Source organism: Coraliomargarita parva, from assembly GCF_027257905.1.
GTDB classification, from domain to species: Bacteria; Verrucomicrobiota; Verrucomicrobiia; order Opitutales; family Coraliomargaritaceae; genus Coraliomargarita_A; species Coraliomargarita_A parva.
The window spans coordinates 209,053-221,877 of the sequence record NZ_JAPZEI010000006.1 but is presented as its reverse complement, the minus strand read 5'-3'; the positions used below and the strand labels follow the sequence as shown (position 1 = coordinate 221,877).

Genomic DNA, 12,825 nt, shown 5'->3' with positions numbered 1-12,825 from the left:
TCCTACTTAGACGAGTTCAATCTTATCGCCTTCCTTGAGGGTGACGATGGCCTTCTTATGGCCGCCCTTGGTACCCGGACGTCCGCGACGTGCGCGGTCGACCTTGAGCTTGGGCTTCTTGTTGAGAATGTTGACCTTGGTCACTTCGACCTTGAACACCTTCTCGACGGCGCGGGCGACTTCCTTGCGGTTGGCCTCTTTAGCGACTTCGAAGGTGTACTGGTTCAGATTGGCAGACAGAAGTGCTGCCTTTTCCGTGACCCGGTACTCTTTGAGAATTTTATCGGCAATAATCATGACTCACCTCCATTGGCGCGGGCGAGAATGGTTTCGATCCCCTTGCTGCTGATGAGGACCTGGCGGAAACGAACAAGATCGAGCACGCTGAGGTTGCCGGCTTCGGAAAGGGAAACCCCTTCGATATTGCGGGCAGCCAAGGCGGCGTTGTTTTCAAAGGCATCATCCACGATCAGGACCTTGCCATGCTTCGGCAGAACGGAAGTCAGCACCTTGTTAAAGAGCTTGGTCTTCGGCTCCTTGACTTCGAGCGCTTCGATCACCGAAAGGCCGCCTTCAGTGGCGCGTTCGAACAGCGCACGTTGGAACGCCAGCTTGTTCATCTTGCGGTTGATCTTTTGCGAATAGTCGCGGGGCTTCGGCCCGTGGGCCACACCACCATGACGCTGGTGCGGAACGCGGCGCTCACCCTGACGGGCGGTCCCCATACCCTTTTGGCGGAACAGCTTCTTACCAGTACCGCTCACTTCGGCGCGAGTCTTGGTGCTGGCATTGCCTTGGCGCTTGTTGGCCTGTTGTGCGAGCACAACCTGACGCAATGCGGCAAGCCCCTTCTCACCTTCGAATTCAGGGAACTGAGGAAAATCCTTCTCCTCGCTCTTGCTCCCGTCAGCTGTAAAAACTTTGAGTTTCATCGTATGTCCTCCTTCGTTCTATGGGTTACGCCTTGGAGGCCTTATTCTTGATTGCGGTACGAACAGTCACGAGGCTGCCGCGTGCGCCCGGAACACTCCCTTTGATCAGGATGAGGTTCTTATCGGCGATCACCTTGACAACGGTCAGGTTTTGTACGGTGCGCTGGGTGTTGCCCATGTGACCCGGCATCTTCTTGCCCTTGATCACGTGGCCCGGCCACTGGCACATACCATAGGAACCACCACGACGGTGGAACATCGAACCGTGGGAAGCAGGACCACCGGCGAAACCGTAGCGCTTCACAACGCCTTGGAAGCCACGCCCCTTGGACGTGCCGACCACATCGATCTTTTGGCCGGCTTCAAATTTCTCAACAGTCAATACATCACCGATATTCAGCTCGGCATCGCCATTGGTACGAAACTCCTGGAGTTCGGAAACGGGATCAACACCTGCCTTTGCAAGGTGTCCCAGGGCCGCTTTCGACATACGATGTGCCTTTTGGGCACCGAAACCGATCTGTACGGCGTCGTATCCGTCCTTTTCCGCGGACTTAATCTGGGTAACCGGACAGGGTCCGGCTTCGATGACTGTGACAGGCACCAGACGATTCTCTTCGTCAAATACCTGAGTCATACCTATCTTTTTACCAAGTAGGGCTACGTTCATAATACTAAGTGGCAGGTGGAGCGGCTGCTCCGTTGAAGAGACCTGCGTTAGTGGTTAATAAAAAATGTGAGTGAATCGCTCGATCGGGAGCGAGCGGACGAAAAAAGGTGGTAGTTTTCCCTTCGTCAACCCTAGATTTTTCAAAATCTCAAAAAATATACACGAAAAATCACCGACAGGGTCCGCAGGCAGCCTCGCCTAAGGACTCCACCCCAGAATCCAATCACACAATTATTACGCTCCCCAAACTGAAGCGGCAAGGCATCGATCAAGGCAACCAGCAACCCCCATCGAGTCAACTCCAACCCGCGACCGACTACATCCAGGATTTCCACACTCGAGACAGCTCAGCCCAAGCTAGCGCAATGAGCCCCCGCAAAAAGGGCAGTGCCTCCTGACACTGCCCCGAACGGAAGGCTTGGCCGCTAGGCGACACGCGTGCGTCGTCCCGAGCGCGAGGTCGGCGATGCCGTACGCCCCGAATCCGGTTCAGGCTCCTTCTCCATCGGGCTCAGGAACTCAACCCTGAAGGCTGCCAACACGATCCGGCTACGCTTTTCGTGCTTTTCAGTCTCCCACTGGTCCTGCTTTAAACTGCCAGCCACCAGTACTTTCGACCCCTTGCCTAAGTATTTGGGGAGATGCGGCATATTCCAGCACTCCACCGGCATAAAGACCACCCGGTCTCCTTCATTACAGGCAAGCGTGAACTTACCCAGATGCTGCTCCCCCACGTTCCGCGTTTCGATATCGGAGGTGAGGCGTCCACTCAGTATCGTCTGATTCATGATATTTCCTTTCAGTTCGGGTTATTGGCTCTTGTGAATGAATCTGTTCCGACGATTGGAACACTAACGATCCTGACAAACGACAAGCACAAGTCAAGGAAAAGTGCACATAAGAGCACCTATTCAATGGAAGCGGCTCAATTAGCGCCATGCCGGCTAGTCATCAATGCGACTAATTGCGCCCACGCCCTCAAATTCTACGCGTGCAATCCCCTTGGAAGTCTCTTTGCTAACGAAAATTTCCTTAGCAATCCACCAATTAATCATATCCATGAACATGCGAATCCTTCCACAGTCACTACGCCCTCTCCTGGCAGCCCTGATCTGCACAGGACTCCACACCGGGCCTATTAAAGCCTCCGAACTCGGTTCATCCGATTACTACCCCCTGGGCTGCTTCTACCCGAAAGGAGAGCAGAACTACCCCATCGTCAAAGTCGAGAAGAAGAAGATTCTAGCCCTGGTCGATGGAAAGGAAAAGACAGCCAAGCTCAGCAGCATCCGCTTCGACCGCCTCGAGACGTTCGCTCCCGGCTACATAGCGGTATTGGACAAGTCCTTTACTTCTACCGGATCGATCAAGGGTTCGATCGATACCAATAACATGGGCAAGTCCGGAGGTCGCGGCCTGGGAGTAGAGCTCAACAATTTCACCAGCGTGGGCATGAGCCCGACCGACCACATCAACATCGACTTAACACTGTCCACCGACCAAGCCGTCAAGGACTGTTATGCCGCCGTATTCTTCGGATCCAAGGAGGGCATCGCAGGCGATCAAACCAATGAGCTAGTCGTGCGCTTCATCGAACTCGGCGAGCTTCCAGCACAGAGCAAGATCGAGAAGAGCCTCGGCTTCACCGTCGGTAACCCAGAACATAAAAACCTATACGACGACTTCTTTGTTGTCTTCTTCAGCAAAGGCATGCCCGTCCGCAGCAGCTTCGACGGAGCCATATCCAAACATTTTGCCGCCAGAAAGCAACATGAGCATGCCTACTACATGAAGCAGTACCTCGAGAACAACCCCGGAAAGGACCTGAAGCCCACCCCCTTCTACCACTTCACGCCTTACCTACCGGAAGAGCTCTACAAGCAAACAGGCCCAATCGACTGCAAGGTCGTGTTCGACATCCAGCCAGACGGAACCGTCAAAACCAAGGCAATCAGTGGCCTGGAGGACGAAGAAGCTAAGATTTTCCTAGCCTGCAGGATCAACGAGTGGCTCTTTTTTCCGGAACTCAGCAACGGGACCCCCGAGGTCAAGCGAACCGCCACTGTTGTGCGCTTCTAGAGCGCTGAAACCATACCACCCTCACCTGCCTGCCGACGCGGCAGACAGGAATAAAAAAACCCGCGAACCGTAAGGATCGCGGGTTTTTTCAAATTAACCGGAAACGTCTTAGACGTTAATGGAAATATCCACACCAGCCGGAAGGTTGAGCTTCTTGAGCTCGTCCACCGTTGCAGCGGTCGGCTCGATGATATCGATCAGCCGCTTGTGGGTACGGACTTCGAACTGGTCCATGGACTTCTTGTTAACGTGAACGGAACGGTTCACCGTAAACTTTTCAATACGAGTCGGAAGCGGCACAGGGCCCGATACACGGGCGCCGGAACGCTTTGCTGTTTCGACGATGTCGCTGGCGGACTGGTCGATGACGCGGTAATCGAAGCCACGAAGGCGGATGCGGATGCGAGGTGCACTCATAATTATGTTTGGTTAAGGTTTTGGTTAAACTGGGAAAGGCGCTCAAGCGTCTTCACGGAAGAATTAAGAATCAGGTAACGGCTCAGTAGCGTCCCCGGGTGGAAGTTTCGAGTATGGCATTGACCACATTCGGCGGCACTTGCTCGAAGCTCTCCGGCTCCATACTATAGGAGGCACGGCCCTTACTGAGCGAGCGGACGATGGTGGAGTAGCCGAACATTTCCGCAAGCGGAACGAGGGCCGAAATAATCACATAGTTAGCCTTCGCTTTGATGCTCTGGATCTGACCGCGACGGCGGTTCAGGTCGCCCATGATATCGCCCTGGTAATCCTCGGGGGTCTCCACTTCGACCTTCATCACCGGCTCGAGAAGGATCGGCTGCCCCTTCTGCATGGCATCACGGAAAGCGAAAATACCTGCCATCTTGAAAGCCATTTCGGAGGAGTCCACATCATGGAAGGAACCGTCGAAAAGCGTGACCTTGAAGTCGACAACCGGATAGCCCGCAACCGTTCCGTTGTGAGCGGCCTCTTTAATACCGTCGAGGGTCGGCTTGATGAATTCACGGGGAATCGCACCACCGACAATCTTATCCTCGAGCTCGATCCCGGCACCGCGCTTCAGCGGCTCCACCTTGATGCGGGCATGACCGTATTGGCCCTTGCCACCGGACTGGCGTATAAATTTACCTTCGCCATCCGCTGCGACACCGAAAGCCTCGCGGTAGGCGATCTGCGGACGACCGGCTTCGGCACCGACCTTGAATTCGCGAAAAAGACGATCGCGGATGATTTCGAGGTGCAACTCGCCCATCCCCGCAATCAGGGTTTGGCCGGTCTCCTCGTCCGAGCTCACAACAAAGGTCGGATCCTCTTCAGCCAAGCGCTGCAGGCCGTTGGAAAGCTTCTCTTGGTCGGCAGTCGTCTTCGGCTCAATGGACATCGAGATCACCGGCTCCGGGAATGTGGGAGGCTCCAGGCGAACATCCTGCCCCTTCGAGCAAAGGGTATCCCCGGTAACCACATCACGGGCGCCCACCAAGGCACAGATATCACCGGAATAGGCGGTATCGATGTCTTCACGGGCATCCGCCTTCATGATCAGGAGACGGGAAATACGCTCCGTCTTACCGGTGCGCGGGTTATGCAAAACCGAGCCCTTACTCAGGGAACCGGAATAGACACGGAAAAAGACCAGTTTGCCGACATAGCCGTCATTCATCAGCTTGAAGGCGAGTCCCGTTACCGGCGCACTATCGTCAGGAGACACCTCGACCGGGCGCCCCTGGGAGTCTTCCCCCTTCATCGCAGGCAGGTCGAGCGGACCTGGCAGGTAATTGACCACCGAGTCAAGTACCGCCTGCACCCCCTTGTTCTTGAAAGCACTGCCGGGTATCACACCGACGAAGTCGAGGGATACGGTGGCTTTTCGTATGGCCTTCCGGATGTCATCGGCGGTCAATTCCTCGCCTTCGAGGTATTTCGTCGCCAAGTCATCATCAAAATCAGCCAAGGCCTCGATCAACTGCTCGTGGTACTCCTTGGCTTGATCGAGGTAATCCGTCGGAATTTCACCGATCGTATAGGTCATACCGGAAGCATCGGCGGCATCATAGATGCGGGCCTGCATGCTGGCCAGATCGATCAGGCCGGTAAAATCCTCCTCCGCTCCGATCGGAAGGAAAATAGGATGGGCGTTGGCTCCGAGACGCTCCTTCATGGACTCGATCGCCGCGAAATAATCGGCACCGACCCGGTCCATCTTGTTCACAAATGCGATACGCGGGACATGATACTTGTCCATCTGCCGCCAGACCGTTTCGGACTGGGGCTGCACGCCGGCCACGGCACAAAAGACGCCGACGGCCCCATCCAGCACACGGAGCGAACGCTCGACTTCCGCGGTAAAATCCACGTGCCCGGGAGTATCGATGATATTAATCTGATGATTAATACCGGCGTAGGGGCCCTGCTCATTCTTCCAATGGCAGGAAATTGCGGCAGAGGTAATCGTGATGCCGCGCTCACGTTCTTGTTCCATCCAGTCGGTAACCGCGCTTCCTTCGTGAACTTCGCCCATCTTATGGACGACGCCCGCATAGAAGAGAATGCGCTCGGTAGTCGTCGTTTTCCCCGCGTCGATATGCGCCGCGATGCCGATATTGCGCGTATGTTCCAAAGGGAACTTACGCTTCGGCGAATTCACGGATGCTGTAGCAACGGCGGACATAAACGGATTCGACTGGAAAAGAACAAAAGTAGAAGCAGGTAGGACCTACCAGCGCAGGTGGGCAAAGGCGCGGTTGGCCTGTGCCATGCGGTGGGTCTCTTCCTTCTTCTTCACAACAGCGCCGGTGTTGTTGTAAGCGTCAACAATCTCATCGGCGAGCGCTTCGTCCATCGGGACACCCTTGCGCTTACGGGCAGAGGCCACCATCCAGCGGAATGCCAGACTTTGTTGGCGCTCAAAGGAAATTTCAACCGGGACTTGGTAAGTAGCACCACCAACGCGGCGGCTCTTCACTTCAAGCTTCGGGCGTGCATTTTCCAATGCACCCATGACGAGGTCGACCGGATCACCCTTGCCGAGCTTCTCGCTCACGCGCTGGAAAGCAGTGTAAACGATACGCTGAGCCAAAGTGCGCTTACCGCGCTCCATGATCATGTTGACCAGGTTGGTGACCAGAGTGCTGTTGTAACGGGGATCCGGGATAATCGGACGCTTAACGGCTTGGCGACGACGTGACATGATATCTTAAATTTAAAAGTGGATTACTTGGATTCCTTCGGGCGCTTCACACCGTACTTGGAGCGGCTACGGCGGCGTTTTTCCACACCAACGCAGTCCAGCGTGCCGCGAACGATATGGTAACGTACACCCGGAAGGTCCTTCACACGACCGCCACGAACCAGCACGATGCTGTGCTCCTGAAGGTTGTGACCTTCGTCAGGAATGTAGGCGATGACCTCAATACCATTAGTCAGACGAACCTTGGCCACCTTACGGATAGCGGAGTTCGGCTTTTTGGGCGTACGGGTCATGACCTGCACGCACACGCCACGGCGGAACGGGTTCTTGTCCAGAGCACGTGACTTTGACTTTACCTTCTGCACAACGCGAGGTGCGCGGACGAGTTGGTTGATTGTTGGCATGAAACTAGGAAATTTAGATCGCTGGATTTAGAGAAAGACGGCGAAAGTAGCGTTTCGAAAATCCTGTGCAAGGATTTTATTGCAAAATTTTCGCCGCCGACAAGGCAACCCCAACCCGTAACCTAGCCGCATCAATACTGGCTCAAGCCCGAATCAGGGAGTGTCGGTGTGAATTAAAGGCTGCGGAAACTGCCCTAAATTCAAGTCCCTGCAAGCTTTTTCAGGCGCAGACGGCCTTCTTTTCGGACTCGCCCCGTCATCGCCACAGTGGCTTACATTCACTATAAGCGTCCCTGCTGGCGGTGTATAATAATAGGGTCTACCTCATGATCGGCACCTTGACTGCTGTTTTTATGGTTCACAGGCTCCCGAAATTCCGTATCAGACCAGACCGATCATGACTTTAGAAGAAAAACAACAGGCCATCGTCGAAGAGATTACGCTCATCCCCGATCCCTACGAACGGCTCGGATACATCGTCGACTGCGGCAAAAAGGCAGCCACTCTGCCCGACGACCTGCGCATCGAGACCTTCAAGATTGAAGGCTGCATGTCTCAACTCTGGGTCGTCCCGGAATTCCGCGACGGACTCTGCTACTTCCAATCCGACTCGGATTCGGCCATCGTCAAGGGCATTGCCACCCTGCTCTGCGACTTCTACAGCGCACAGAAACCCGAAGCTATCATTGAGAATGACGCAGCCTTTCTCGGGGAGGTCGGCATCACCCAACACTTGTCACCCAACCGCCGTAACGGACTCAGCCGAATCGTGGAATCGGTCCAGCGCTTCGCCAAGTCCTGCATGGCGGAATCCTAGGCCCTCGGCTGCCTCAAAGCAGACCGGGGGCGTCGGCCTCCGAGCGAGAATCAGAACTGGCAGGATAAAAGAGGCTTAGGCTGGTGCACCAGCAGGGGCACTTTCACCGGCAAGACCGCCATCGTCCTTATTCCCCTCGGGCTTCTTCTTCGCCTCTGGCTCGTCCTCGGCTTCATCATCTTTGGGCTCCGGAACTTCACGCTTAATCACAGGCGAACGAATTTCACCGAACTCAAGGATTTCCTGCACGTGCTTGCCGTCGATGGTTTCGTGCTCCAGCAGGGCCTCGGCACACACATCCAGCGCATGGCGGTTTTCCGTAAGGATCTCACGGCAGCGCTTGTGCTGCTCCTCGACGATATCGTGAATCGCCTTGTCGATCTTCTGGGCCGTCTCCTCGCTGTAGTTCTGCGAGCGCTGGATCTCCTGCCCGAGGAACACATGGTCCTTGTTTTCACCATAGGCGACCGGACCGAGGTCCGTCATCCCCCAGTCGCACACCATGTGGCGGGCCACCTTCGTCACCATGCGGATGTCCCCGGACGCACCACTGGTGATATCGCCCATCACCAGCTCCTCCGCGACACGGCCTCCCATACCACAACAGATCTGGTTCAATAAACGACGACGGGAGTGGTTCAGCACATCCTTTTTCGGCATGAACATGGTCGAACCAAGACTCTGGCCGCGCGGAATAATCGTCACCTTGTGCACCGGCAAATGACCGTCGTCGATGACAGCCTGGACAATCGCATGGCCGGCTTCATGGAAAGCGGTAATCTTACGGTCCTCGTCATCCATCAGCTTGCGACGCTCGCGACCGAAGGAAATCTTGTCGCGGGCCTCGTCGATATCCTGCATCTCGACCACCTTCTTATTATAGCGGGCCGCGATGAGGGCACCCTCATTGAGCAGGTTTGCCAGGTCGGCACCGGAAAAGCCCGGCGTATTTCGCGCCACATGCTCCAGATTCACCTCTTCCGAGAGGGCGATCCGCTTGGCGTGCACCTTCAGGATCTCATGACGGCCATTCAGGTCCGGCAAATCGATCGTAACCTGGCGGTCAAAACGTCCGGGACGCAGCAAAGCGCTGTCGAGCACGTCCGGACGGTTCGTCGCGGCGATAATAATCACGCCTTCGTGGCCGTCAAAGCCGTCCATTTCGACCAGCAGCGAGTTGAGGGTCTGCTCACGCTCGTCATTCCCGCCGCCCAGGCCGGCACCCCGCTGGCGGCCCACGGCGTCAATTTCATCAATAAAGACAATACAGGGGGCATTCTTGCGCCCCTGCTCAAACATATCGCGTACACGGGCGGCCCCGACACCAACGAACATTTCAACAAAGTCGGAACCGCTGATAGAGAAGAAGGGCACTTCCGCCTCCCCGGCCACCGCCTTGGCCAGCAGCGTCTTACCGGTCCCCGGAGGGCCGACCATGAGGACCCCCTTCGGGATACGTCCACCGATACGCTGGAACTTCTTCGGGTCCTTCAGGAAATCAACCACCTCACTGACCTCTTCTTTGGCTTCATCACAGCCGGCAACATCCTTGAAGGTCACCGAGTCCTTCTCGCGGGTCAGCATCTTCGCCTTGCTCTTGCCGAAGCTCATCGCCCCGCGCCCGGCATTCTTCAACTGGCGGACAAAGAGGAAATAGAGCAAACCGATGATCAGGATGAAAGGAAGGAAGCTGATAATAATGTCCTGAACAGCCGTACTGCGGCGCTTTTCGCTGAGCACCTCGCGCACGAGCAGGAAGTCGTCTTCGGTCAGACGTCCCTGGGCGGTGAAGTTCACCTTCGGCACCGAGCTCCCCTCAGTCATCGACCCGCTGAACTGCGGATCACTCATCTGGCCACTGATCACGTAACCATTCTGGCCGAATGTCGGGTCCGGCTTCATCACGCCGGCCCCCTTCTCGATACGTCCGTCCTTAATCGACTGCACCAGCTCGCTGATCGTCAAGGCCTCATTGTTCGTGCCGGTGCCCGGTTGGGCAAACCACAGCGCAACGATGGCAGTGATGATGACAAGCCAGATCAGGAGCACTTTCGGTTGAAAGCGCTCAGGTGGTCCGTTTCTTCCAGAGTTATTATTTTGAGGGCTGTTTTGCTTGGATGACATGTCTTATTCAGGCTCAAAGTGAATCCCTCATGCGGTAAGTCAATCGTAGAGCCAGCTGTGTTCCCGGGTGGATTTTACAGGTCTCGGCAGGAGGAAAACCCGGCACCCATAATATACTGCCTGAGGCGGCTGTGACAACCGGTAGACTCAATCGTTCCCTCTGCGGCACACGCCGGTCCGTAAAGCAATCCTGCAGCTTCCTGGAACCCGGGGCGCCGAGAGGCCGATACCGGTCCCCCGCCTCCCAGGGGCGTACAGTAAGGCTTTCCACTGGCTCAAGATCCAGATAGACTTCATCCGCCGGATCGATCCCTCCCCCTAGAATACGCGCCCGAAGCGGGGCATTCAATTCGACCCACTCCGTTTCAAACAAAGCTCCCGTCGAAAGCAGGGCCGTCTCCCCCGGCTCGACCACACAGGCCTCCAAGCGTCCGGAATCGACCGCGTCCTTGGCCGGCTCCAGCCAGATCCGCTGGGCATCCATTAGTATGAAACAGGAGGCGATCGAAAAACGATGCTGGTCCTGACGACTCCGGATCGCTTCCAGCAGTTGGTCCATCAACTGGGCACTCACCGTCTGGATCCCCTCATCATTGTGAAGCCAGTGCGAAACCGCCCGTCGCAGCAGCGCCATATGCGTGGAACGGCAGAGCGCACGATCCAAAGCGGAAGCCCCCTCGTAGGCGTCGGAAAGACGCTCCCGTGCCAGTGCGTCCAGCGCATCCGCATCTTCCTCCAACAAGCGGCGGGAGCGTGCGGCCCCCTCCGGAGCATTGCGCCCGGTCGCCTCAATCAACTCCGGAATCACCTTGATCCGAAGCGCATTGCGTGCAATCCGGACATCCTCATTCGACCGGTCTTCGCACCACGGGATACCACAGAGATTGAGGGCCATTCGCAAATCGCCGGCGCGCAGGTGGAGAATCGGACGCAGATGGGCGGGTTCGTCACTGAAATCGTGAACCGGGCGCGGTGCCGCCAAACCATCCGCCCCCGCCCCCCGGGCCAGTCGCATGAGCTGGGTCTCCAGGATATCGTCCTTCTGGTGGCCCAATGCGATACAGGACGCTCCGGTCTGGCGCGCGACCTGGCGCAGGAACCGGAGGCGTAATTCACGGGCGGTGGTTTCAGTAAAAGCAGCCTCGTCGTCTGGCCGGGACTCTGAACAGAAAGGCAAGTCCAGCGCCGCCGCCACCTTGCGGACAAATTCGGCATCCTGCTCCGAAGCCTCAGCCCGCCATCGGTGATTGTAATGCGCCACCGTGATCCGGCAGCCCAATTCCCCGCGCTGCGCCCAGAGCAGGCAGAGCATAGCCAGCGAATCGGCACCTCCGGAACAAGCGACCACCAACTCTTGCTGAGGCAAGGCCTGCAGGTAGGCCAGGACGGACGGCTCGATTCCGACGTGAATCCGCGCATTCAAGGCCCGGGCCGCATCCGGCCAATTTAGACTTTGGACTCTTTTCGACATTTAAGGGTTGTCCTAGGTATAAGAGGACTGATTAGGACAGCGATGACAATCTCAACCCGGCTTTTCAACCATGGACGCCTCCCTCTTTGATTACGAACTCCCACTCGAACGCATCGCCCAAGAACCCGCCCGGACGCGCGACGCCTCGCGCCTGATGGTCGTCAACCGCTCGGAGCGAAGCGTCACACATGCGTCTTTTGCCGAGATCGGCCGCTTTCTCCCTCCCAACGCGCGGTTTTTCCGCAATAATGCAGCCGTGCTCAAGGCACGCCTTTTTGGCGAACGTCCGACCGGCGGCAAAGTCGAGTGCCTCTTGCTACAACCTGCCGAGGACGCCCTCACCTGGTGGTGCCTGCTCCGACCGGGCAAGAAGACTTACAATGCGGGACGCTTCCTCATTCCCGGCGAGTGCGAAGCCGAGGTCCTGGAAGCCGGCAGCAACGGGAACTACCGTATCCGCTTCCATCTGGAGCGGGAGGAGTCGGTCACCGATCTGGCCGAGCGGCTCGGCATCCTGCCTCTACCGCCCTATATCGAACGTACGGAAAACGATCCGCGCCGCAGTAACGACAACGAACGCTACCAGACCGTCTACGCCGACACCGACAAGCGCGTCGCGGTGGCGGCCCCCACCGCCGGCCTGCACTTCACTCCGGCCCTCATGGCCGAACTCGAAGCCCGGGGCGCGACCTTTTACGACCTGACCCTGCAGGTAGGAATCGGTACCTTCCACCCCATCCAAGTCGACCAAATCGAGGACCACAACATCCACCATGAGTGGTACGAGATCCCGGCGGCCGCCATGGCTGCACTCCAAAGCGATGCCCCCGGGCCGCGCATTGCCGTTGGCACGACCTCGGTACGGTCCATCGAGGATGCCCTTCGACGGGACCCCGCCACGTGCCTGACTCCAAGCGGCTCCGTTCAGGCCGAGGCTGACATTTTCATCTACCCGCCCGCCCAATTCACGGGTGTGGATGCCCTCATCACGAACTTCCACCTACCAAAATCCACACTTCTCTGCCTCGTATCCGCCTTCCTGACCCCTGGCAGCATGGAGGGGATTTCCTGGCTGAAGGAACTTTACGCCGAAGCCATTGAACGTAAGTATCGTTTCTACAGTTACGGCGATGCCATGCTGATCCTCTAAAAAAATAGCATC

At 56.8% G+C, this 12,825-nt stretch carries 13 protein-coding genes; 3 read left to right on the top strand and 10 right to left on the bottom strand.

The features are described 5' to 3' along the window. Positions 1–6: 6 nt before the first annotated feature. From rplW to O2597_RS10850, 4 genes are all read right to left on the bottom strand, one after another. Positions 7–297 carry a 50S ribosomal protein L23 gene (gene rplW / locus O2597_RS10865; protein ID WP_269524721.1) on the bottom strand — a complete coding sequence of 97 codons (291 nt, stop codon included), beginning with the start codon at positions 295–297 and terminating at the stop codon, positions 7–9. Next, positions 294–932, bottom strand: coding sequence for a 50S ribosomal protein L4 (gene rplD / locus O2597_RS10860; RefSeq protein ID WP_269524719.1), 639 nt, complete (start codon positions 930–932; stop codon positions 294–296). The genes rplW and rplD overlap by 4 nt, the downstream gene beginning before the upstream one ends. 25 nt (positions 933–957) lie before the next feature. Beyond that, a complete protein-coding gene (rplC, locus tag O2597_RS10855; protein ID WP_269524717.1) occupies positions 958–1,602 on the bottom strand; it encodes a 50S ribosomal protein L3 in 645 nt (214 codons plus the stop codon). Between the two features lie 425 nt (positions 1,603–2,027). After that, the gene (locus O2597_RS10850) at positions 2,028–2,390 is read right to left on the bottom strand and encodes a single-stranded DNA-binding protein (protein WP_269524714.1); all 363 of its coding nucleotides are present in this window, start codon (positions 2,388–2,390) and stop codon (positions 2,028–2,030) included. Positions 2,391–2,667: 277 nt separating this feature from the next. On the opposite strand from O2597_RS10850, the gene O2597_RS10845 reads away from it, so the two are divergent. Further along, the gene (locus O2597_RS10845) at positions 2,668–3,681 is read left to right on the top strand and encodes a hypothetical protein (protein ID WP_269524712.1); all 1,014 of its coding nucleotides are present in this window, start codon (positions 2,668–2,670) and stop codon (positions 3,679–3,681) included. Positions 3,682–3,789: 108 nt separating this feature from the next. Here the strand turns inward: O2597_RS10845 and rpsJ are convergent, their stop codons facing one another. The 4 genes from rpsJ to rpsL form a co-directional block, all read right to left on the bottom strand. Then, positions 3,790–4,098, bottom strand: coding sequence for a 30S ribosomal protein S10 (gene rpsJ / locus O2597_RS10840; RefSeq protein WP_269524710.1), 309 nt, complete (start codon positions 4,096–4,098; stop codon positions 3,790–3,792). An 82-nt stretch (positions 4,099–4,180) separates the two neighbouring features. Then, the gene (gene fusA, locus O2597_RS10835) at positions 4,181–6,328 is read right to left on the bottom strand and encodes an elongation factor G (RefSeq protein WP_269524708.1); all 2,148 of its coding nucleotides are present in this window, start codon (positions 6,326–6,328) and stop codon (positions 4,181–4,183) included. A 45-nt stretch (positions 6,329–6,373) separates the two neighbouring features. After that, entirely contained in the window at positions 6,374–6,847 is a 474-nt protein-coding gene (rpsG, locus tag O2597_RS10830) for a 30S ribosomal protein S7 (protein ID WP_269524706.1), read from the bottom strand. Positions 6,848–6,870: 23 nt separating this feature from the next. Beyond that, positions 6,871–7,251, bottom strand: a complete 381-nt coding sequence (gene rpsL / locus O2597_RS10825; protein WP_269524705.1) for a 30S ribosomal protein S12 — start codon at positions 7,249–7,251, stop codon at positions 6,871–6,873. A 397-nt stretch (positions 7,252–7,648) separates the two neighbouring features. Between rpsL and O2597_RS10820 the strand changes: the two genes are divergently transcribed. After that, a complete protein-coding gene (locus O2597_RS10820) occupies positions 7,649–8,068 on the top strand; it encodes a SufE family protein (RefSeq protein ID WP_269524702.1) in 420 nt (139 codons plus the stop codon). Positions 8,069–8,143: 75 nt separating this feature from the next. Here O2597_RS10820 and ftsH read toward each other — a convergent pair whose 3' ends face one another. After that, complete coding sequence (ftsH, locus tag O2597_RS10815) at positions 8,144–10,192, bottom strand: ATP-dependent zinc metalloprotease FtsH (RefSeq protein WP_269524701.1); 2,049 nt, start codon at positions 10,190–10,192, stop codon at positions 8,144–8,146. A gap of 13 nt (positions 10,193–10,205) precedes the next feature. Then, positions 10,206–11,663 carry a tRNA lysidine(34) synthetase TilS gene (tilS, locus tag O2597_RS10810; protein ID WP_269524700.1) on the bottom strand — a complete coding sequence of 486 codons (1,458 nt, stop codon included), beginning with the start codon at positions 11,661–11,663 and terminating at the stop codon, positions 10,206–10,208. Positions 11,664–11,733: 70 nt separating this feature from the next. Here tilS and queA point away from each other — a divergent pair, with 70 nt between their 5' ends. Then, complete coding sequence (gene queA, locus O2597_RS10805) at positions 11,734–12,813, top strand: tRNA preQ1(34) S-adenosylmethionine ribosyltransferase-isomerase QueA (protein WP_269524699.1); 1,080 nt, start codon at positions 11,734–11,736, stop codon at positions 12,811–12,813. Positions 12,814–12,825 lie beyond the last annotated feature (12 nt).

What these genes read in the sequence shown, in the direction of transcription:
- fusA (WP_269524708.1), bottom strand. Translation starts at nt 6,328, where the DNA reads ATGTCCGCCGTTGCTACAGCATCCGTGAATTCGCCGAAGCGTAAGTTC.
- rplC (WP_269524717.1), bottom strand. Translation starts at nt 1,602, where the DNA reads ATGAACGTAGCCCTACTTGGTAAAAAGATAGGTATGACTCAGGTATTT.
- O2597_RS10845 (WP_269524712.1), top strand. Translation starts at nt 2,668, where the DNA reads ATGCGAATCCTTCCACAGTCACTACGCCCTCTCCTGGCAGCCCTGATC.
- tilS (WP_269524700.1), bottom strand. Translation starts at nt 11,663, where the DNA reads ATGTCGAAAAGAGTCCAAAGTCTAAATTGGCCGGATGCGGCCCGGGCC.
- ftsH (WP_269524701.1), bottom strand. Translation starts at nt 10,192, where the DNA reads ATGTCATCCAAGCAAAACAGCCCTCAAAATAATAACTCTGGAAGAAAC.
- O2597_RS10850 (WP_269524714.1), bottom strand. Translation starts at nt 2,390, where the DNA reads ATGAATCAGACGATACTGAGTGGACGCCTCACCTCCGATATCGAAACG.
- rplD (WP_269524719.1), bottom strand. Translation starts at nt 932, where the DNA reads ATGAAACTCAAAGTTTTTACAGCTGACGGGAGCAAGAGCGAGGAGAAG.
- rpsL (WP_269524705.1), bottom strand. Translation starts at nt 7,251, where the DNA reads ATGCCAACAATCAACCAACTCGTCCGCGCACCTCGCGTTGTGCAGAAG.
- O2597_RS10820 (WP_269524702.1), top strand. Translation starts at nt 7,649, where the DNA reads ATGACTTTAGAAGAAAAACAACAGGCCATCGTCGAAGAGATTACGCTC.
- rplW (WP_269524721.1), bottom strand. Translation starts at nt 297, where the DNA reads ATGATTATTGCCGATAAAATTCTCAAAGAGTACCGGGTCACGGAAAAG.
- rpsG (WP_269524706.1), bottom strand. Translation starts at nt 6,847, where the DNA reads ATGTCACGTCGTCGCCAAGCCGTTAAGCGTCCGATTATCCCGGATCCC.
- rpsJ (WP_269524710.1), bottom strand. Translation starts at nt 4,098, where the DNA reads ATGAGTGCACCTCGCATCCGCATCCGCCTTCGTGGCTTCGATTACCGC.
- queA (WP_269524699.1), top strand. Translation starts at nt 11,734, where the DNA reads ATGGACGCCTCCCTCTTTGATTACGAACTCCCACTCGAACGCATCGCC.